This window comes from Paenarthrobacter sp. OM7, from assembly GCF_029873575.1.
Taxonomy (GTDB): domain Bacteria; phylum Actinomycetota; class Actinomycetes; order Actinomycetales; family Micrococcaceae; genus Arthrobacter.
Map to the genome: position 1 here is coordinate 1,163,140 of NZ_CP123579.1, position 19,788 is coordinate 1,182,927.

Here is a 19,788-nt window from a genome sequence, read left to right on the forward strand (position 1 = left end):
CTGTACTTCCGACGGAACTGAAAGCGATGCAGTGAGAGTTACTGTAGCCCAACTGCGGGAGCGTGAATAGAGTGCCGGCAAACGTCCACGAACTTCTTGAAGGGCAGCAACCGCTCCGCATCGGGAATGACGGACGCCTCGGGATGCCACTGCACGGAGGCTACCCACCGGGTGGGATCCTCCAAGGCCTCCACCGTCCCGTCTTCGGCGATGGCCGTGACCACCAGGCCCTCGCCCACCCTGTCCACCGCCTGGTGGTGCCCGGAAGCAATCTTGATGGTGGTCCCCCCGGGAGCTCCATAGAGTGCCGCCGCTTTGGATCCAGCCGTGAGGCGAACGTCATGCCAAGCCCACTCGCCGGCCGCGGGATCGTGTGGATCCAGGCCACTGTGGGTTACCGAGGTAGGGGCCATGTCCTGAATCAGCGTTCCGCCGTACAACACGTTCAACAACTGGTGGCCGCGGCAGACACCCAGCAGCGGCAGGCCGGCGTCGATGGTTGCCCGGGCAACATCCACGTCCAAATGGTCCTGCTCCTGGTTCACGTCGTACAGCGAATCCTCGGGATCCTGGCCGTACAAGCGGGGATCAATGTCGCCGCCTCCCGGCAGCAGCACGCCGTCGAGCATCTGCATTTCGGCAGCCAGGCGGCCGGCGCTGTCTGCCGACACCGGCGTCAGCAGCACCGGCTGCGCACCGGCCTCGCGCAACAGGTCCACGATGAAGGTGAAAAGTCGATTGGCTTCGCCCACCCGGGCATCGGGGGTGTCCGAACTGCTAAGACGGATCGGAACACCGATACGCGGACGGGCAGCAACTTCTGAACTCTTCATGTTTCATGATGCACTGGACAGCAGCCCGGGGCGCAAACGCCCGCGTCACGGTCCGTCGATACTACGCTGAAACCATGAATCGCACCGGAGCCCTGAACCCGAGCCCGCGGACACTCGACATAGAAAGCGTGGTCCAGTTCCGCCATCTGGTAACCGCAGGAGCCGGGACCATGAATGGCTGGCACGCGCAGTCGCTGGACCTGCGTGGCCACGCACGGGAGCTCAAGTCCATGGATGCCCAGGGCGCGATCTTTCTGGGGTGCACCTTCGACGACGGCGTGGAAGAGAGCCTGCGTCGCCGTGGCGCGCTGATCTTTCCCAAGCTTCGCGGTGTACCGTTCGATCCCTACCGGAACAGCCTCTACACAGCAGGGGAGCTCTACCAGGACATCTCCGCCACTGAGTACGAGTCAACCCTCGACGCCCTGGTCTACCAGTGGAGTATCCTCCCCGGGCAGCGGGGAAGCCTGGACGCCACCCTGGCCGCGGCCCTGCACGACCACGCAATCGGCGATGCCCTGGACGAACTCCTGGACCACGGGGCACTTTCCGGGACCCAAGTAGTGGGTGTCATGGGTGGACACGCCGCCCAGCGCGGCACCAGCGACTTCGCCGACGCCGCCCGGTTGGGCCGGCTGCTCGCCCAATCAGGATTTGCCGTCGCCACCGGCGGGGGACCCGGGGCCATGGAGGCGGCCAACCTGGGTGCCTACTTGAGTGGAACGTCCGACGCCGATGCTGAGGCCGCGCTGGAAAGCCTCGCCGGAGTGCCGGGGTTCAGACCCTCGGTGACGGCTTGGGCACGGCAAGCAGCCGCCGTCGTCGAACGTCATCCGGAAGGCACACCGACCCTGGGGATTCCCACCTGGTTCTACGGCCACGAGCCTCCCAATTTATTCGCCACACATGTTGCCAAGTACTTCGCCAATGCCGTCAGGGAAGCCATCCTGCTGGAGCTGTGCACTGGCGGGATCGTCTTCCTTCCGGGCGCCGCTGGAACGGTGCAGGAGATCTTCCAGGACGCCTGCGAGAACTACTACGGAGCGCCCGAAACCATCAGCCCCATGGTGCTGGTGGGACGTGAACACTGGGAACGGACACTCCCGGCCTGGCCCATGCTGCAGAGCCTGGCCGCGGGAAAACCCATGGAGGAGAAGATCTTCCTGGTGGACACCGTGGAAGAAGCGCTCGCAGTGGTGGCCGGCCAGGCGTGAGGCGCGGCTAGAAGTCCTTGCTGCAGGGACCCGAGCCGAGTTGGGCCAGGCCGGTCCTGTCACCGGCAGCGTACTGGCGGACCCAGGACGCCTGGTCGAACATCAGTTGCCGGGGATCGTCCACGTGGTCAAGGCCCAACAGGTGTCCCAGCTCATGCATGATCACCGCTACGCCGATCTCCTTGCCCTCGGAGGTGTCCACGATGCCGGCGAACTGCGGGGCGTCCAAGGACACCGTACCGGTGACATAGGCCTTGTAGCCGTCGCTCAGGCCAATAGAGGAGCTCCCGCCCAGGCCCACGGTTTGGCCGGTCAGGCGCGGCACCTGCTCCGGAGTGCTCCACGCAATCAGGACGGGCGCCCATCGGTCACCGTATCTGGCGGGCTGGTATCCCTGCCTGTTGGTGGAGGGGACCTCGGAACTGGGGCCGTCGTAGACGAACTTCAATCCGGTGGCCACGCTGGCTTGGCGAATGGCCTCTTCCACCAGTGGTTGCCAGGACGGATCCCCGAGATCGGCGTTCACCACGTAGTGGATGGGCCTGCACGGGGAGTAGGCCAGGGGAGTGCCGTCCTCCTTGACGGCAAGGAACTTGTACGAGGTACTGGTCCGGTTCACCGGTGCCGGAGTTCCCAGTGGCGCATCGGCTTCTTCCAGGCCGGGCACAGGCTCTTGGCGCTGCCCGAACGGGACCAACCCGGGCCGGGGTGCCTGGCTTTGCGAGGCGGATGAGCCGTACAGGAACCGCTGCAGGTCGCCGCTGAAATACGCCCCCGCGCACACCAGTCCGAGGATGCCCAGGAAGAACAGGATCGCGGCGATGCTGCTGTGCTTGACCGGCGGTGCCGGTGCCGGTGGCAGCGTGGCCCCGGGTCGGTAGGGGCCATGCGGAGGACCATGCGGGCGAAGGGGATCGGGGTCCTGCCACTGGGGCGACCCGTTAGGTTCCATGGAACCCCCTGACGTGGAGGCCGCGACGGGAGGTGGGGCGCCGCCGTCGACCGTAGCCGCCAGCATAAGTCCGGACACGCCGGGAGTCCATGGCCCCCCGAACCGGCTGTCAGATGTCCTTGCGGCAGGGGGCCGAGGCAAGGAGGTGCAGTCCGGTCAGGTCGCCGGCCGCAAGGCCGTCAGGGGCGCCGATTTCCGGGTACATGAGTTGGACCGGGTCATCAACATGGTCCAGGCCCATGACGTGCCCCAACTCGTGCTGCATGACGGCGAGGACGTAGTCGGCGCCTTCGGGATCAGCAAGGAGTTCGGCGACCTGCGGGGTGTCCAGCTCCAGGCTGCCCGTGATGTAGCTTTTGGGTCCATTGTTCAGCGAGTACATGGTGCTGCCGCCCGTACCAATGACTTTGTCCGCCAAAGCCGGTGCTGCCTCCGGCGTGGTCCACGAAATCAGCAGGGGCGCCCATCGGTCGCCGTACTTGGCCGGTTGGTATGGCTCCCGTCGGTCTACCGGCAACTCGTCGGTGGTCCCGTCGTTGACGAACTGGATTCCTGAAGCTGCGGAGACGTTCGCGATCGCTGCCTCCAGCAGTGCATCGGAACCTTCCGGCGCGGACCCTTCGTTCACCACGTAGTGCAGCGGGCGGCATGGCGAGTACCCCACCGGAGTGCCGTCGTCGTTGGTAGCCAGGAACTTATACGACTCGTTGGTAGTCTCCGGCACCTTCGGCGAGGCCAGCGGGGCGTCCGCCTCCTCAAATCCGGGCGGCGGGGCGTCTGCTGCACGTGCTGGCGCCGTCTGCTTCTGCCCGGGTGTCCCGTCGTGCGCGGCACCAGGGACGCTCACACCCGGGAAAAGGGCGGTGATCCGCGGGTCTCCATGCAGGAATCCGCTGACCAACACTGCCACCACAGCGGCAATTCCGGCCATGAGCACGCCACGGAGAATGCGCCAGGCCGTGCCGGTACGCCGGTGCTTTGGCGCACGCGTTTCCCGCTCCGAGTCCACGGTTCTCCATTCCTCACGCCCTGGCCACGCGGGGCAGCGCGGAGGACGAACCAACATTACGGGCTGCGGGGGGAACCGTCCAAACTAGACGATGGTTGCCCCGAACACCAGGCCCAGCCCGTACGTGGCGGCAGCCGCTGCAAGGCCGATCGCGAGCTGGCGCAGCCCGCGGCTCAGCGGCGAGGTCCCGGACAGCAAGCCCACGACGGCGCCGGTCGCCAAGAGCGCGATGCCCACCAGCACACCGGCCACCATCAAGGCGGCAAAGCCCGTCATGCCGAAGATGAAGGGCAGGATGGGAACGATGGCACCGGACGCGAAGAAGCAGAAGCTGGACATCGCTGCGCCCCATGCCGAACCGACGGATTCGTGCTCGTCGGTGGCAGGTTTCTCGGGCTGCAAGGAGAGGCTGGGATCGCAGTCGCAGCTGAACAGGCCCATTCGCTCTGCGGCGCGATGCTCAGCGGCCTCGCGCGTCATGCCGCGGGCAAGGTAGACCAGCACCAATTCGTTGTGTTCGATGTCCAACGACGGTGCTGCCGTGAGAGTGGCTTGGGTGGGCAGCGTCGCGTTGAGCAGTTCCCGCTGGGAGCGGACAGAGACGTACTCGCCGGCGCCCATGGACAGTGCGCCCGCCAAAAGACCTGCCACACCGCTCATCAGCACCACCGGACTGGGTACGCCGGTGGCGGCCATGCCCATGACCAGCGAAAGGTTGCTCACCAGGCCGTCGTTGGCGCCGAAGACCGCGGCACGGAAGGTCCCGGAGAGCCGGTTCCGACCACGGGTAGCCAGGCCCCTGACCACCTCTTCGTGGATCTGTTCGTCAGCCACCATGGCGGGTGTTGCCGCGGGTTCGGAGCCGTAGGGGGAGCGGCCTTCTGCGCGTTGGGCCAGGGCCAGTACAAAGACCGACCCGAAGTTGCGGGCCAGGAATCCCAGGAACTGGCTGCGGGCTGACGCGGCCTTGGGCATTCCGGCGTGCTCACCCAGGAGCTTGAGCCAGTGGGCCTCGTGCCGGCCTTCGGCCTCGGCCAGGGCCAGCAGGATTTGGCGTTCTTCGCCGTCGCGCCTCTGGGCGAGTTCGCGGTAGACAGCGGCCTCGGCGCGCTCGTCGGCGAGGTACTGACGCCACCGGCGGATGTCGGCGTGCGAGGGCGCCGCGGGTTCCGTTCCGACGTTCTCGAGGGCTGCCGATTCCGGGGTGGGGTCCGGAGCTGGGCTCGACGAACCGGGGGATTCCTGGTGCTGTTGCACTTTCTCTCCTGTGCTGGGTGGGGTAGTTGCGGCCCCATTGCACGCCCCACTGTACCGCTTATCTGCGCGGTTTTTTGGCTGGTATTCCTCACTTGGAATGTTCGGCGCACCGTAATTTCCGGCCGTCCTTGACCCCCGACTTAGCCGGTGCTCAGATGGAAGGACAGGGGCGGGGGCCCACCCCGCACACGTTCAACAGGGCTTGAGCGGCCCACGAGACGGAGGTTGCACCATGAACACCACCGAATCACACGCCAACTACCCGGAACGGACCACCATTGAGTCAGATCCGGCCTATGACTACGCCGAGGACCAGGAAGTGGACGAGGCCTGGGTGGAAGAAGTGGACGCCCCCGAGGACGACGAACGTGTGGTCCCCATCGACGAGACCGAGGAATTCCGCGAAGCAGACGAGGAAATCTAGGCGGGCTCCTCGTGGCTGAGTGTGTAGTGAAGCTGCACGCCGGCGCGTTTGCCGGCCGCCGCAACAGTCACGGTTAGGGTTCTCGACGCATCACACCAAAGGGTCGGCCGGACCGCTCGGGCCAACGCCTGCGCGATCAGGTGCGGTTGGGGATGTCCGAACCGCATGGTTCCGGCCTTGGCAGTGATGGTCACCGTGCCCAGGAAGAGGTCGACGGCGGGAATCACCGCGACTGTGTGGGTGGCTGTTGTTGCCGGGGTACTGGTAGCCGGGGTGGTATCGCCTTGGTACGGCAAGGGACTGCTCCTTGGGGGAGTGCTCTTGCCCGCTCGGTTGTCTCTGGTCCGGGACGGGCCGCTTCCTCATCCGAACCACCCGTGAACATGGGGTTGGTGTGTGGCCAGTCGGAGCTTGGCACCACATCTCTTGAAGCTGGGACCACCTTACCGCACGGCTGTCCAGCAAGTTGGGGCGCCCTCTTCCCGGGGACAAAACAACGGCGGCGCCACCCCGGAAAGGGGAGGCGCCGCCGTCGAATTTTGCTCTGTTGCTTGCAGCGCTACTTGTGGCTGCTGACCGGGTGGGCCTCAGGCGGGAGTTCCTCAGAGACGGCACCGGCAACGCGCTTGTCCCAGGCCTCGCGGACTGCGGGATCAGTGGGCGGGGTGAGCAGTGAAATCACTACGTAGGCGATGAACGAAGCGGCGAGACCGTAGTAGATCGGTTCGTTGGCGTAGACGCCGTCCGCGCTCGGAATGACACCCAGGGCGAAGAGGATCAGCAGGGTCAGTGTCAGCACCGATCCAACTGCCATGGACCATGCAGCGGCGATGCCCGTGCCGCGCTTCCACACCAAACCGCCCAGGATTGCGACCAGGAGGCCACCCACCAGGATGTCGTAGGCGATGGTGAGGGCAATCACCACGTCCTGAGCCGCCATGGAAATCAGTACTGCCACGATGCCGAGTCCAAGAACCCAGTAGCGGTTGGCTTTGACGTCGTGCTCGGGGTTTTCGCTGTCATCGGTGTTGATGTTCTTGCCGAACCAGCTGGCCACGAACGGGACAACGTCCGCACGTGCCACCGTGGCTGCGGCGATCAGGGCGCCGGAAGCGGTGGACATCATGGCCGCAACAGCCGCGGCCATGACCAGGCCGCCGATGCCGACAGGCAGGATGTGGGTTGCCACCTCGGCGTAAACAACGTCCTTGCCGAGGTTGGTGACATCGATGTCCGGCAGTGCCACCCGGGCGGCCAAGCCGATCAGGGCGCCGGCGATGCCGTAGAGGATGCAGTAGACGCCGGCCGTGGCGCCGCCCCAACGGGCAACGGCGGGGGTCTTGGCAGTGAAGACGCGCTGCCAGATGTCCTGACCGATCAGGAGGCCCAGTGTGTAGACCACGAAGTACGTGATGATGGTCTGGGCGCCGATGCCATCGATCTGGAAGAAGGTGTCATCGAGGCGCTCACGGATGCCGTCCATGCCGCCGGCAGCGTTCAGGACGAACGGGAGCATCAGGAAGAAGATACCGACGGTCTTGATGATGAACTGAACCTGGTCGGCCAGCGTGATGGACCACATGCCGCCAATGGTGGAGTAAACCAGGACGATCGCGCCGCCAACGGCGATGGCAAGCCAGCGTTCCCAGTCGAAGAGCACCACGAAGATGGTGGCGTAGGCGCCGGTGGAAGTAGCGCAGAGCATGAGCGTGTACGCCAGCATGACGATGCCGGAGGTCTGCGTGGCCCTGCTGCCGTAGCGAAGGCTCAGCATCTGGGAGACCGTGTAGATCTTCAGGCGCTGGATGGTACCGGCGAACAGGAGGCTGAGCAGCAGAACGCCTGCGCCGATGGCCACTACCAGCCACATGCCGGAGATGCCGAACTTGTAGCCGAGGCCGACGCCGCCCACGGTGGAAGCGCCACCGAGGACCACAGCGGCCATGGTGCCGGTGTAAAGGAACGGTCCCAGGCGGCGGCCAGCCACCAGGAAGTCGCTGTTGTTCTTGGTGCGGGACTTGCCCCACCAGCCGAATGCCAGCATGGCGAGCAGGTACACCACCACGATTGCGATGTTTATAGCCGAAGATTCCATGAGCGGTCCTTGGAGCTGATGCACGGAGGTTGGGGTTTTCGACGATACTCCTGCGAAGCGTCGAAGTCTCTGTGCTGATGGTTGGAGATTGGGGAAGGTGTTGTGTGCCTCACAGACAACACTTGTTGCCTATGAGGATATGTTGTGATCGGAGTAACAGTCAAGATGCTTTAGTCACGGTTCCGCCGGTTCTGGTCCTGTTGGCTCGTCTCCCGGCTACTATTGCTCCAATGACAGGGCCAGATGACAGGCCTGAAAGGTTCGTGAATGAAGGCTCTCCCCGTTGAACCGAGCAATGTTCCCGTTGCCATCGGTTCCAGAATCCGCGCAGCCCGGCAGGCGCAGCGCCTCACCATTGAGCAGGTGGCTGATGCCACCGGGCTGACCAAGGGCTTCCTCAGCCGCGTGGAGCGTGACCTGACGTCGCCGTCGGTCGCTTCACTGGTCACCCTGTGCCAGGTGTTGTCGGTCTCTGTGGGTGACTTGTTCGCCGCCCCGGAGACGCACCTGACCAAGCGCGACGACGGCCCCCGCATCTCCCTGGGTGGCCAAGGCATCGTGGAGCGGTTGCTGACGGCCCGCTCCGAGCGCAGGCTCCAGATTTTGCAGGCCACCATAGAGCCGCGGGGCCGCGGGGAGAACGAGCTCTACGCCGTGGACTGCGACGTCGATGTCCTGCACGTGATCAAGGGCAGGATCAAGCTCATTCTGACCAACGAGGCGTACGACCTCGAAGAAGGGGACACGCTCTCCTTCCCCGGCCGCGAACCGCACACGTGGATCAACCCCACGGACGAGACCGTCGAGGTGCTATGGGTGTTGGTGCCGGCGGCGAGCCGCTAGTTTTTCTCCCCGCGCCGCTGAGGCGGTCAGCCCACGTGCACCCACGGCCGACGGGTGATGTCCGGCTCGGCTTCCCTCAGCACTTCCCGGGTCACCGGCGCGATCTCGCCTTCGCCGAAGAAGAGGAACTTGCTGAGGTTTGAAATCGGGTTGCCCTCGGTCCAGCGGAAGTAGATGTGGGGCATGAATCCAGTGACGTCCCGGATGTGGAGCAGCACGGCCGCCACAGTATTGGGGACGTTGTTGCTGTGTACTTCAAGGATCTTGAAACCGTGCCGGATCTTGCCCACAACCTGGAGTTCCTGTTCGAAGTCCGAGCTGTCATCCACAATGACCTCGATGAAGACGGCGTCGCAGTCGACGGGCAGGTGGCTGGCCTGCTGGGCGTGCTGTAGCTTCTCGCGGTACCTGCTGGCGCTGAGGTGTTTGGGTTCATGCGCGATGATCCGGACGGGTCCCTCGGAAGCATTGGCGGTGAATTCCAGGGCTTTCTCGTCCATTTTGATGTGGGTGGCCCGGAGCTCGAAGGCGCGCCGCATGCGGGAGATGAAGCTGACCACCATGATGCCCAGGATGAAGAGTGCCGCGATCTTCAGGCCGTCAGGACGCTCGATCGAGTTGACCACTGTGGTGTAGATGAAGACGAGGGAGATGATTCCGAAGCCGATGAACTGGCCACGTTGCTTCTTGCGGCGTGCGGACAGTGTGACTGCGATGGAAGCAGAGGTGATCAGGACCAGTACGCCGGTGGCATACGCGCCACCCTGGGCGTTGACGTCAGCCTGGAAGATGATGGTGACGATGAAGGCGATCACGGTGAACACCAGGACCAACGGGCGCAGTGCCCGGGCCCAGGCGGGGGCCATGCCGTAGCGGGGCAGGTATCGCGGAACGAGGTTCAGCAGCCCGGCCATGGCGGACGCTCCGGCGAACCAGAGGATGGCGATGGTGCTGACGTCGTAGACGGTGCCGAAGCCGTCGCCGAGGAACTTGTGGGCAAGGTAGGCGAGCGCGCGGCCCTCTGCTTTGCCACCGTCCTGGAACTCGGCGGCTGGAATCAGCATGACGGTGGTGAAGCTGGAGGTGATGAGGAACGAGCTCATGATGATGGCGGCCGTGGTGAGGAGCTTGTGGGCGCCCTTGATCCGGCCTGAGGGGTTTGCTTCGGTGTCTGTGGCGTGCCCCTTGATCTGGGGCATGACGGCCACGCCGGTTTCAAATCCGGAGAGTCCCAGTGCCAGGCGTGGGAAGACCAGAAGGGCCAGGGCGATCATCATGATGGGGTCGCCGTGGGAGGTGGTGAGTGCGGTCCACCAGTCGGTAATGACTCCGGCTTCGGTGAAGAGGTGGGTCATGGATACGACGATGACCACAAGGTTCAGTGCCAGGAACGCTGCCACCAGTACCACTGCCACATTGATGGCTTCCTTGAATCCGCGAAGGAAGACCACACCCAGCCCGGCGATCAAAGCCAGTGTAATGACAACGTGCTGGCCTTCCAGGAAGTGCGGCGCGAAGGGGTTCTCGATCAAGTGTGCTGTGGCGTCGGCAGCTGAGAGCGTGATGGTGATCATGAAGTCCGTGGCGGCGAATCCCAGGAGGGCCAGGACAAAGAGCTTGCCGCCCCAGCGGGGGAGGAGTCGTTCCAGCATGGCAATGGAGCCTTCGCCGCGAGGACTCTCGCGGGCCACGCGCCGGTAGACGGGCAGTGCGCCGGCCAGGGTTGCCAGCACCAGGAGCAGGGTGGCCAAGGGGGACAGCAGGCCCGCTGCCAGTGCGGCGATGGCGGGCTGGTAGCCGAGCGTGGAGAAGTAGTCCAGGCCGGTGAGGCACATGACCTTCCACCAGGCTTGCGGCTTGTGGGCGTCCGACGGGCGGCCGTGGGGGCCTTGCCTCTTGCCCGAGGTGTCCGGCATTCCTTCCAGCAGCCAGGGCTTGAGCTTGAAGGAGTTCTTTGGCCGGTTGGCCGGATCGGCCGGAGGCCTCGACAAGGTTGTCACTGTGTCCTTTCGTGCAGCACGGTGCTGCTTCCGCAAGGAGCGTATGGCCGCTTTTGACGCCGGGACCCCGGTTTTTATGGAATCTTTACGCCCACTGTGACCGGCATCTCATGAAGCGCGCCATCAAAATCAATTTGTAAACAGGTGATGCATATTAGGCAACTTTGAGTGTATGATGGGTGTCACAGTTATCCCAGCTATCCACTAAGGAGTGGCGCATTTTGGAAGAGCTCCGTATTGAGGCCAACGGCAACCTTGGTCCCATCGATTCGTCCCGCATCCCGCGCTATGCCGGTGCCGCCACCTATGCCCGTCTGCCCCGCCTGGATCAGGTCTCCAAAGCCGACGTCACGGTAGTTGGCGTTCCCTTTGACTCCGGCGTCTCTTACCGCCCCGGCGCGCGCTTCGGCGCCAACCACGTACGCGAGGCCAGCCGCCTGCTCCGCCCGTACAACCCCGCCTGGGACGTGAGCCCGTTCGAGAACATCCAGGTTGCCGACGCCGGCGACATGGCCGTGAACCCGTTCAACATCAACGAGGCCATCGAAACCGTCCAGCAGAACGCCCTGGACCTCACGGCCAACGGCAGCAAGCTGGTCACCCTGGGTGGCGACCACACCATTGCCCTGCCCCTCCTCCGCGCAGCCGCGGAGCGCGCCGGTGAGCCGATCGCCATGCTTCACTTCGACGCACACCTGGACACCTGGGACACCTACTTCGGCGCCGAGTACACGCACGGCACGCCCTTCCGGCGAGCCGTCGAGGAAGGCATCCTGGACACCGAAGCCATCAGCCACGTGGGTACCCGCGGCCCGCTGTACGGCAAGAAGGACCTTGACGACGACCACCGCTTCGGCTTTGGAATCGTCACCTCCGCAGACGTCTACTACCAGGGCGTGCTGGAAACTGTGGCCAAGATCCGTGACCGCATCGGCAACCGTCCGCTGTACATCTCCGTCGATATCGACGTCCTGGACCCGGCCCACGCCCCGGGTACCGGCACCCCCGAGGCCGGTGGCATCACCAGCCGCGAACTCCTCGAAATCATCCGTGGCTTCCGCGGCATGAACCTCGTCGGTGCGGACATCGTGGAAGTCGCCCCGGCGTATGACCACGCAGAAATTACCGGTGTGGCAGGCAGCCACGTAGCCTACGAGCTCGTGACCCTCATGGCCGACAACGCCGTCGAAGGTGACCGCCAAGGTGCCCCGAACGGTTATGCACAGCAGGCACTGGGCGCCCGCATCGCAGAGCTCGCCAAGGCAACGGGAGACCAGCGATGATTGATTTTGATCCCGGCACGGCAGCGCCCACCAAGGGGACCAACCAGCGCAATGGCGGGGACCTCGTCGTCGAGACCCTTGAAGCGCTGGGTGCGAAAACCGTTTTCGGTATTCCAGGCCAGCACGCACTGGGTCTTTTTGACGCCATGGGCCGCGGCAACCTCCACTTCGTCTCCTCCCGCGTCGAGAACAACTCGGCGTTCGCTGCCGACGGCTACTCCCGCGCCACCGGCGAGGTAGGTGTGCTGTTCCTGTCCACCGGTCCGGGCGCGTTGACGTCCCTGGCAGGTTTGCAGGAGGCCTACGCCACGGGCGTTCCCATGGTGGTTGTCGCCAGCCAGATCCCGCTCGACGGCCTGGGCGCACGCCGCAAGGGCATGCTGCACCAGCTTGATGACCAGAAGGCTTCGGCCGCGAATGTCACCAAGAGCCAGCGACTGATCCAGCACGCCTCCGGTATCCCGTCGGCCATCCAGGACGCCTGGACTGAAGCGATTTCCTCGCCGCAGGGTCCGGTCTGGATCGAAATCCCGCAGAATGTCCTGCTGGACCCGATCATGGTGCCCCCGGTCGAGGACGCCCTCGCCGAGGCATTCGACAACCCGCCCCGCGTCGAGCTGATCCGCGAGGCCGTGAAGTGGCTTTCGACGGCGGAACGTCCGGCGATCATCGCAGGCGGCGGTACACGCCGTGGCCGTGCTGAGAAGTCGCTGCTCTCCATCGCCGAACAGCTCCGTGCTCCGGTCATCTGCACTCCGGGCGGCAACGGTGCGTTCCCGTGGACCCATGAGCTGTCCCTGCAGTCATGGATCGAGGACCGGTACATGACCGACGTCCTGGAAGACGCCGACGTCCTCATTGTGATCGGCTCGTCGCTGGGCGAAGTGACATCCAACTACTTCACGTTCGAACCCCGCGGCCGCATCATCCAGATCGACGCCGAACCCCGTGTCCTCGAATCCAACAGGCCGGGCCTGGGCATCCGTGCCGACGCCGGCCAGGCCCTCGCAGCACTGGACGAAGCCCTCGCGGCGGCAGGGGCCGCGGACAAGGTGACGCGATCCTGGCACGGCACCAGCCCGGAAGACGTAGTCAAGGATTCCCTGGCCAAAGTCAAGGCCCGCCTGGAATCCCAGGACCTTGCCAAGGAACTGAAGTTCATGTCGGACATCCGCGAGGCCGTCCCGGCCGACATGCAGACGTTCTGGGACATGACCATTTCCGCTTATTGGGGCTGGAGCTGCTGGGACGCCCGGCAGGGCCAGTTCCACTCCGCCCAAGGCGCCGGTGGCCTCGGCTACGGTTTCCCGGCTGCCATCGGTGGTGCCGTCGGGTTGGAGACCACGGGCAAACCGAGTCGTGTGCTCGCTGTATCCGGTGACGGCTCGTCCATGTATTCCATCTCCGAGCTCGCCACGGCCAAGCAGCACAACGTCCCGGTCACCTGGTTGATCGTGGACGACGGCGGTTACGGCATCCTCCGTGAGTACATGGTGGGCGCTTTCGGTCAGGCCACGGCCACCGAGCTCGCGCGCCCGGACTTCGTGAAGCTTGCCGAGTCCTTCGGTGTCCCGGCACGCCGGGTAGCACCGGAAGAAGTGGGGGACGCGCTCAAGGCCTCCTTCGAAGCGGACGGACCCAACGTCGTCGTGGTTGAAACATTGCTGAAGATGTTCGGCCCCACGCATTTGGACGACTAAACATCCCAAAGCAGCCAGCCCCCGCACGGTGATCCGTGCGGGGGCTGGCTGTTTAAGGACACTTAGTCGAGTTCGCGATGGGTGCCCTCGGGAGTCAGTTTCACTGCAACTACTGCAGCGAGCATCGTGGCGATCCAGAAAATCGCGATGAGCCACAGTCCACCGCCGGCCGCGAGGCTCAGGCCTGCGACGATCATGGGTGTGAAGCCGGCACCCACCATCGAGGCACCTTGATACGCCAGCGAAGCGCCTGTGTAGCGGTTGCGGGTGGGAAATTGTTCGGCCACGTAGGCGGCGATAGGACCGTAGAGGAAGCCTTGCACCAAGCCGTTTCCCAGCACGATCGCCAGGGCAAATGCCCACAGTTCGCCGTTGTCGATGAGCAGCAGGATGGGGTAAGCAAGAACGGCACCCAAGAGGGATGCGCCGATGAGGACCCGACGCCGGCCAATCCTGTCGCTGAGTCGCGCCGAGTAGAAGCAGATAATCAAGGTAAGCAACGCTGCGAACGCTTTGATGTTCAGCACACCGTTCTTGTCGGCACCGTTCTCCACGGCTACCGATACGCCCCATACCGTGGTCATCGATTGGCAAACGTAGAAGGCAGTGGTGGCGAGCAAACCGAGCACCACGGCGCGGCGGTTGTTTTTGAGCACATCCAGCAGAGGCACCCGCCGCTTGGCTCCCTCTGCTTCAAGTTTCTGGAAAGCAGGTGTTTCGGACACTTTGAGGCGGATGACCATGCCCACCGCGATCAGCGCGGCACTGAGCAGGAACGGTACCCGCCAACCCCAAGTCAGGAAATCGTCGCCGGACAATGCTGCGAACAGGGACAGTGCGAGGGTGCCAAGGATGGCTCCTGCGGGTCCGCCGGCGTTGGCGAAAGCCGCAGCGTAGCCGCGGTGTTTCTTGGGTGCGTGTTCGATGGCCATCAGCGCAGCGCCACCCCATTCGCCGCCCACCGCCACGCCTTGGACCAGCCGGAGGACCACAAGCGCAAGGGGTGCCGCAATCCCGATCTGGGCTGTGGTGGGCAGCAAACCGATCATGGTGGTGCCGAAGCCCATGATGAGCATGGAGAGGACCAGCATCTTCTTGCGGCCCAGCCTGTCCCCGAAGTGTCCGAAGATCAGGCCACCAAGGGGGCGGGCTACGTACCCGACGGCGAGGGTGACGAAGGATGCGAAGAGGGCAAAGCCGGGGCCAAGATTTGCGAAAAAGACCTTGTTGAAAACGAGGCTGGCGGCAGTCGCGTAGAGCATGAAGTCGTAGTACTCGATTGCACTGCCGATGAAGCTGGACGCCAGGATGCGGCGCATGTCCTTGGACTTCATGGAGTTTTCAGGCACACCGCCGGGTGCTTCAGGGAGGGTGTCCTGGGATGGTGCTGAGCTCATGTGGTTCCTCAGTTCCGGGGATGGGGTTCGCGCATCAGCGCTGGCGCGCGAACGGAATGACGTCGAGATCGTTGGGAACGGTGAATCTTCCGGTGAAGTGCTCTGCGGCTTCGAGCCACACGGACGTGGAGGCGTGCCCGGGTACCAAGTGATGCAGGGCAAGGTGCTTGGCGCCGGCGGCATCTGCCAGCTTGGCTGCCTCGCGGACACTGGTGTGGGACTTGTAGTGGTGGTCGCGGGCGGCACGGCTGCCGTCGTCGGTCTTATCGGCGTACAGCGATTCCACCCAGTCGAAGTCGATGGCCTCGTGCAGCAGCAGGTCCGTGCCGTGGGCCAGGGTGATCATGTTTTCCGTATAGGCAGTGTCACCGGAGATGGTCACGGAACCTTCTGCAGTATCGAAGCGGAAGGCGAAGGCCGGCGCCACTGGAGGATGTTCCACCAGGATGGCGGTCACTGTTACCAACTCGTCGCGGTAAATCTCGAACGGTTCCATGTCCGGCGTCGGGTTGTTGTTGGGGTGGTAGCCGGTTTGTGCAGGTATCCGGATGTCTTCGGCTTTGAAGATGTCCAGGGGGCTGGGCCGCAGGCTGTCCAGGATGCGGTCATTGAGGTCCGTGGCGTGAGCGGCCATCAATTGCTCGAACATCTGCCGGGTGCCCGGCGTTGGGTTCTCCGGCGCCAAAGGAAGAAGATCGACGACGGCGCGTGGCGACACCGGGGGCAGCTCACCACGATTTCCGGGTCCAATGATTCTCACCGGGTTGTGGGCGCGGTCTGCGAGGGCGTACAGGCCAAAGATGCCGAGGCCGGCCAGATCATAGACGTGGTCCGAGTGGAGGTGGGTGATGAAGAGCGCCCTCAAATCTTTGAGCTCCAGGCCGGACTGGCTTAGCCTGCGTCCGGCGCCTTGGCCGAAGTCCACCAGGTAGAAGGCCTCTCCGACCACCACTGCGGTGGCTATTCCGGTGCGCTCACCGGAATCCGCTGCCGCCCACCATCTGGGCCCGCCAGCAGTTCCCAGGGTGACGATATGGGGCTTCAGGGATGACGTCAGTGTCACGAGTGTCTCCTTCGACGATGGCTTTCCTCCAGTGTGGCCCGGCTCACTGCGCTTGTATAATCAATCAATTCAAAGAAGTTCATAAGGAGAACTGATGGCAGAGTTCACCCTGCGCCAACTCGAGTATTTTGTGGCGGTGCTCGATCACGGCTCGCTCACCAGGGCTGCGAGTGAAAGCAATGTTTCCCAGGCCGCCGCCTCAATGGCGATCGCCCAGTTGGAGAAAAGCCTCGGCCTGGACCTGCTCATCCGGACCCGCGCGAAGAGGGTGGAGCCTACGCCGGCGGGACTTGAGCTGGGCGTCCGTGCCCGGCGAATCCTCGGGGAAACGGCGGATCTGCAGGCCGGGGCGCTGATGCGGTCCCATGAAGAGATGCGCGGCCGGGTGTCCATTGGCTGCATGGTGGCAATCTCGCCCCGGGTGATCCCGGAACTCATTGGCTATTTCGCCGAGAAGTGGCCTGAGGTGGAACTCGACTTCGTGGAGGGCGCTGCCGAAGACCTGCAGAAGGCGGTGGGGGAGGGCGAGTTGGACCTTGCCTTTGTTTACTCCCTTCAGGTGGTGCCGGGCGTGGATGTGGTCAAGGTAGTGGAATCGCGTCCGCAGTTCATGCTGGCTGCAAGCCACCCGTTGGCAGGAAGGGCATCGCTAAGTTTCGCCGACCTTGCCAGCGAGGATGTCATCCTCTTCAACGTGCCGCCCAGTGCCGAGCGGGTCACGGCCATGTTCCTCTCGGCGGGCATTGAGCCGAGGGTCCGCTGGAAAAGCCTGGTGGCGCAGACCATCCGCGGCGTGGTGGCCAGTGGAAGGGCCATCTCCGTGACTCACGCGTGGCCGGGGGTCGCGCCTGTTTACGCGGACGCCAAAGTTGCCCTGGTGCCTATTGAGGATGATCTCCCTGAGAGTTGGCTTGTGGCGGCTGTGCCCCCGGGAATCAAGCGGCCACGCAGGGTGGATGAGGTCATTGAGGCGGCGATCCACCTGGCCGGCTAAGCCGTCTTGCTCATCTTTAGTTTCCCAAAGCAATCAATCTGAGTTATAGTTGCTTTAGGCAAACAAAAAGAGGGGTGTTTTCCATGTCCGTCGGTTCGGCCACGGCAACAGATCTTGTTCATCAAATTTTCGACCTCCAGCGCACCCTACGTTGCGTGGTGACCGCCCACATGGCCCGCGTTCCAGACGTCGGAATGGCGCTCCAAGGGGTCATGCGGTTCATTGGCGAGGGGGAGGCCCGGGCTACCCAACTGGCCACACGCCTGGGCGTCAGCGCTCCGGTCCTGAGCAGGCATGTCACCGAGCTTGAGGACCTTGGCTTTGTGGTGCGGCGACCGGATCCTGCGGATGGCAGGGCCCAACTCCTCGCCCTGACAGAAAGTGGCGCGGCCAAGCTGCGCGAATTCGAAGAACAACGCAGCGTGAGACTGCGGGATTACCTGGCGGATTGGAGCGAGGCAGACGCCCTCGAGGCCTCCCAGGTCATCAACAAACTCACTGTGTCCCTCAAGGACTCAATCCGGGCAACGGCGGCCGGCTCCATCACAACACACCAGACAGCTTAGGAGCCACCATGGCCACACCAGCAGTTCAGAACACCAAGGCGGTGGACGCCCCAGTGAGCCCCGCGGCCAGCAAGGCCGCCGCGCCCATGACCCACCGGCAGATCATGGAAGCCCTCACCGGGCTCCTTGCAGCCTTCTTCACGGCGATCCTCAGCAGCACCATTGTTGCCAACGCCCTGCCCACCATCATGTCCGAGCTCAAGGGCACGCAGACCGACTTCGCCTGGGTCATTACCGCCGCGCTGCTTGCGAACGCGGCCACCACGCCCATCTGGGGCAAACTCGCTGACCTCTTCGACAAGAAGCTGTTGGTCCAGCTGAGCATCATCATCTTCGTGGCCGGCTCGGTGATGGCGGGCCTGTCCGAAACCATCCCGCTGCTGCTGACCGCCCGCGTCATCCAAGGTGTGGCGATGGGTGGCCTCACCGCCTTGGCGCAAGCCATTATCGGTTCGATGATCCCGCCGCGCGATCGTGGCAAGTACTCCGGTTACATGGGCGCCGTCATGGCTGTAGGCACCGCGGGTGGCCCGCTGCTGGGTGGATTCATCGTTGACAGCCCGCTCGGCTGGCGCTGGACGTTCTTCGTCTGCGTACCGCTGGCCGTCGTCGCACTCATCCTGCTCCAGGTGACCCTGAAGATCCAGCACATCAAACGCCCCGCCAAGATCGACTGGCTCGGTTCCATCCTGCTGACCTCCGGCGTGAGCCTGCTCCTGATCTGGGTTTCCTTCGCAGGCAACCCGGACTACTACGACTGGTTCTCCTGGCAGTCGGCCCTCATGGTGGGTGGCGGCGTTGCCCTGTTGGCCGTCCTGGTGTTCGTGGAAACCAAGGTTGCACAGCCGATCATTCCGCTGAAGATCATCTCCGAGCGCACCACGGCATTGGCCATTGTTGCCTCGGTTGCCGTCGGCATCGCCATGTTCGGTTCCTCTACCTTTCTGGGCCAGTACTTCCAGGTTGCCCGCGGTGCTACGCCCACAGAGGCGGGCCTGCTGACGCTTCCGATGATCGCCGGCAACCTGATTGGTTCGGTCGCATCCGGCATCCTGATCAGCCGCTTCGGTAAGTGGAAGAGGTTCCTGATCGCCGGCTCCGTCCTGCTGATCGGCGGGCTGGCGTTTGCTGGAACCATGGACCACACCACGGAACTGTGGATCGTGGCGATCTACACGGGCGTCTTTGGCCTGGGCCTTGGCATGCTGATGCAGAACCTGGTGCTGGCCGTGCAGAACACGGTCCAGGCCAAGGACATCGGAACGGCCAGTGCTTCGGTGGCGTTCTTCCGCTCGGTCGGTGGCGCGATCGGTGTCTCCGTCCTGGGTGCCATCATGTCCACCCATGTGAAAGACCTGGCCGTTGAAGGCATGGCGGCTGCGGGTATTCCTGTCCAGGGCGGTGCCTCCGGTGCCAGCATGGACCTGGCCGATATGCCCGCCCCCGTCGCCGACATCATGAGGGCTGCCTATGGCGACGCGACTGCCCAGATCTTCCTGATCTCCGCGATCATCAGCGTCGTGGCACTCCTGGCAGTGCTCTTCATCAAGGAACGGCCGCTGCGCCGAACCGTGGATGCAGCTCCGGAGAAGGAACTTGTTGCGACGGCCTCCTCGGACGCCGGGATGTCCCTGGACACGGCGTCGATGGACGCGCTGAAGGCGGAGGATCTGAAGGCTGACGGTCTGAACGCTGACGACGACGGCGCCGGCACCCTGGGTGCCGGGCGTCAGGTTCCGGTGGGCGAACGTCAGGTTCCGCACACCGAACGCACTACCTCCAGTCCGGACTCCGGCTCCGACCTGGATCTTGAGTTCGCCAGGATCCTTACGCAGGAACGCCCGCATGCGGGAAATGACGTGAGGGAAGTGCAGGAGCAACTGTCACGCACCCAGTACGTCCTGGCCGAACAGCAGTTGCAGCTGAGCCGTGCCAACGTAGAACTGCAGGCGAGGTTGCGGGAGCAGCAGGCCATCGCTGAACAGCAGGCCAGCACCGCCGAGGAACTCGCAGCAATCCGAAAGGAACTGAAGCGGGAACGCCGGCAGCAGGAACGGATGGCGTTACTGCTTCTCCAAGGCGTGGAAGCGCGTCCGGACCACGGCAAGCACGCAGGCTGACACCGCCGGGCTGAAGAGAGGCGGACGGAAGCGCCGGC

General features: G+C 64.1%; 17 protein-coding genes and 1 riboswitch. Of the genes, 8 read left to right on the top strand and 9 right to left on the bottom strand.

Translation table 11 applies throughout. The features are described 5' to 3' along the window. Nucleotides 1–38 precede the first annotated feature (38 nt). On the bottom strand, nucleotides 39–833 hold the full coding sequence (locus tag QEH68_RS05425) for a gamma-glutamyl-gamma-aminobutyrate hydrolase family protein (RefSeq protein ID WP_280627129.1): 795 nt from the start codon (nucleotides 831–833) through the stop codon (nucleotides 39–41). Nucleotides 834–907: 74 nt separating this feature from the next. Between QEH68_RS05425 and QEH68_RS05430 the strand changes: the two genes are divergently transcribed. Then, nucleotides 908–2,047, top strand: coding sequence for an LOG family protein (locus tag QEH68_RS05430; protein ID WP_280627131.1), 1,140 nt, complete (start codon nucleotides 908–910; stop codon nucleotides 2,045–2,047). Between the two features lie 7 nt (nucleotides 2,048–2,054). Here the strand turns inward: QEH68_RS05430 and QEH68_RS05435 are convergent, their stop codons facing one another. The 3 genes from QEH68_RS05435 to QEH68_RS05445 all read right to left on the bottom strand — a co-directional run bounded on the left by QEH68_RS05435 (nucleotide 2,055) and on the right by QEH68_RS05445 (nucleotide 5,265). Then, nucleotides 2,055–3,077, bottom strand: a complete 1,023-nt coding sequence (locus QEH68_RS05435) for a matrixin family metalloprotease (protein ID WP_280627133.1) — start codon at nucleotides 3,075–3,077, stop codon at nucleotides 2,055–2,057. A 31-nt stretch (nucleotides 3,078–3,108) separates the two neighbouring features. Further along, complete coding sequence (locus tag QEH68_RS05440; RefSeq protein WP_280627135.1) at nucleotides 3,109–4,008, bottom strand: matrixin family metalloprotease; 900 nt, start codon at nucleotides 4,006–4,008, stop codon at nucleotides 3,109–3,111. An 84-nt stretch (nucleotides 4,009–4,092) separates the two neighbouring features. After that, entirely contained in the window at nucleotides 4,093–5,265 is a 1,173-nt protein-coding gene (locus QEH68_RS05445; protein WP_207596609.1) for a VIT1/CCC1 transporter family protein, read from the bottom strand. 232 nt (nucleotides 5,266–5,497) lie between these two features. Here QEH68_RS05445 and QEH68_RS05450 point away from each other — a divergent pair, with 232 nt between their 5' ends. Further along, nucleotides 5,498–5,689 (top strand): hypothetical protein, encoded by a 192-nt coding sequence (locus tag QEH68_RS05450; RefSeq protein WP_207596610.1) that lies wholly within the window; start codon nucleotides 5,498–5,500, stop codon nucleotides 5,687–5,689. On the opposite strand, the gene QEH68_RS05455 is transcribed toward QEH68_RS05450, so the two are convergent. Both QEH68_RS05455 and QEH68_RS05460 read right to left on the bottom strand, forming a co-directional pair. Further along, complete coding sequence (locus QEH68_RS05455; RefSeq protein ID WP_207596611.1) at nucleotides 5,686–5,985, bottom strand: hypothetical protein; 300 nt, start codon at nucleotides 5,983–5,985, stop codon at nucleotides 5,686–5,688. The two genes, QEH68_RS05450 and QEH68_RS05455, sit on opposite strands and share 4 nt — an antisense overlap. Nucleotides 5,986–6,001: 16 nt before the next feature. After that, nucleotides 6,002–6,121, bottom strand: a riboswitch (SAM riboswitch). Between the two features lie 127 nt (nucleotides 6,122–6,248). Further along, the gene (locus QEH68_RS05460) at nucleotides 6,249–7,784 is read right to left on the bottom strand and encodes a sodium:solute symporter (RefSeq protein WP_280627140.1); all 1,536 of its coding nucleotides are present in this window, start codon (nucleotides 7,782–7,784) and stop codon (nucleotides 6,249–6,251) included. A 267-nt stretch (nucleotides 7,785–8,051) separates the two neighbouring features. On the opposite strand from QEH68_RS05460, the gene QEH68_RS05465 reads away from it, so the two are divergent. Next, nucleotides 8,052–8,627, top strand: a complete 576-nt coding sequence (locus QEH68_RS05465) for a cupin domain-containing protein (RefSeq protein ID WP_207596613.1) — start codon at nucleotides 8,052–8,054, stop codon at nucleotides 8,625–8,627. A 26-nt stretch (nucleotides 8,628–8,653) separates the two neighbouring features. Here QEH68_RS05465 and QEH68_RS05470 read toward each other — a convergent pair whose 3' ends face one another. After that, entirely contained in the window at nucleotides 8,654–10,627 is a 1,974-nt protein-coding gene (locus tag QEH68_RS05470; protein WP_280627146.1) for an amino acid transporter, read from the bottom strand. Nucleotides 10,628–10,848: 221 nt separating this feature from the next. Here QEH68_RS05470 and speB point away from each other — a divergent pair, with 221 nt between their 5' ends. Both speB and QEH68_RS05480 read left to right on the top strand, forming a co-directional pair. After that, nucleotides 10,849–11,910, top strand: a complete 1,062-nt coding sequence (speB, locus tag QEH68_RS05475) for an agmatinase (protein ID WP_207596615.1) — start codon at nucleotides 10,849–10,851, stop codon at nucleotides 11,908–11,910. Next, nucleotides 11,907–13,610: a thiamine pyrophosphate-binding protein gene (locus QEH68_RS05480; RefSeq protein ID WP_207596616.1), complete on the top strand. Its 1,704-nt coding sequence runs from the start codon at nucleotides 11,907–11,909 to the stop codon at nucleotides 13,608–13,610. Before speB ends, QEH68_RS05480 begins: the two co-directional genes overlap by 4 nt. Before the next feature lie 62 nt (nucleotides 13,611–13,672). On the opposite strand, the gene QEH68_RS05485 is transcribed toward QEH68_RS05480, so the two are convergent. Together QEH68_RS05485 and QEH68_RS05490 are read right to left on the bottom strand one after the other, a co-directional pair. Next, nucleotides 13,673–15,007: an MFS transporter gene (locus QEH68_RS05485; protein ID WP_280627152.1), complete on the bottom strand. Its 1,335-nt coding sequence runs from the start codon at nucleotides 15,005–15,007 to the stop codon at nucleotides 13,673–13,675. Between the two features lie 34 nt (nucleotides 15,008–15,041). Then, a complete protein-coding gene (locus tag QEH68_RS05490) occupies nucleotides 15,042–16,070 on the bottom strand; it encodes an MBL fold metallo-hydrolase (RefSeq protein ID WP_280627153.1) in 1,029 nt (342 codons plus the stop codon). Between the two features lie 94 nt (nucleotides 16,071–16,164). On the opposite strand from QEH68_RS05490, the gene QEH68_RS05495 reads away from it, so the two are divergent. The 3 genes from QEH68_RS05495 (at nucleotide 16,165) to QEH68_RS05505 (ending at nucleotide 19,750) form a co-directional block, all read left to right on the top strand. Next, the gene (locus QEH68_RS05495) at nucleotides 16,165–17,064 is read left to right on the top strand and encodes a LysR family transcriptional regulator (protein ID WP_280627155.1); all 900 of its coding nucleotides are present in this window, start codon (nucleotides 16,165–16,167) and stop codon (nucleotides 17,062–17,064) included. Between the two features lie 83 nt (nucleotides 17,065–17,147). Then, complete coding sequence (locus QEH68_RS05500) at nucleotides 17,148–17,630, top strand: MarR family transcriptional regulator (RefSeq protein WP_207596617.1); 483 nt, start codon at nucleotides 17,148–17,150, stop codon at nucleotides 17,628–17,630. Nucleotides 17,631–17,638: 8 nt separating this feature from the next. After that, a complete protein-coding gene (locus tag QEH68_RS05505) occupies nucleotides 17,639–19,750 on the top strand; it encodes an MFS transporter (protein ID WP_280627158.1) in 2,112 nt (703 codons plus the stop codon). Nucleotides 19,751–19,788: the final 38 nt, after the last annotated feature.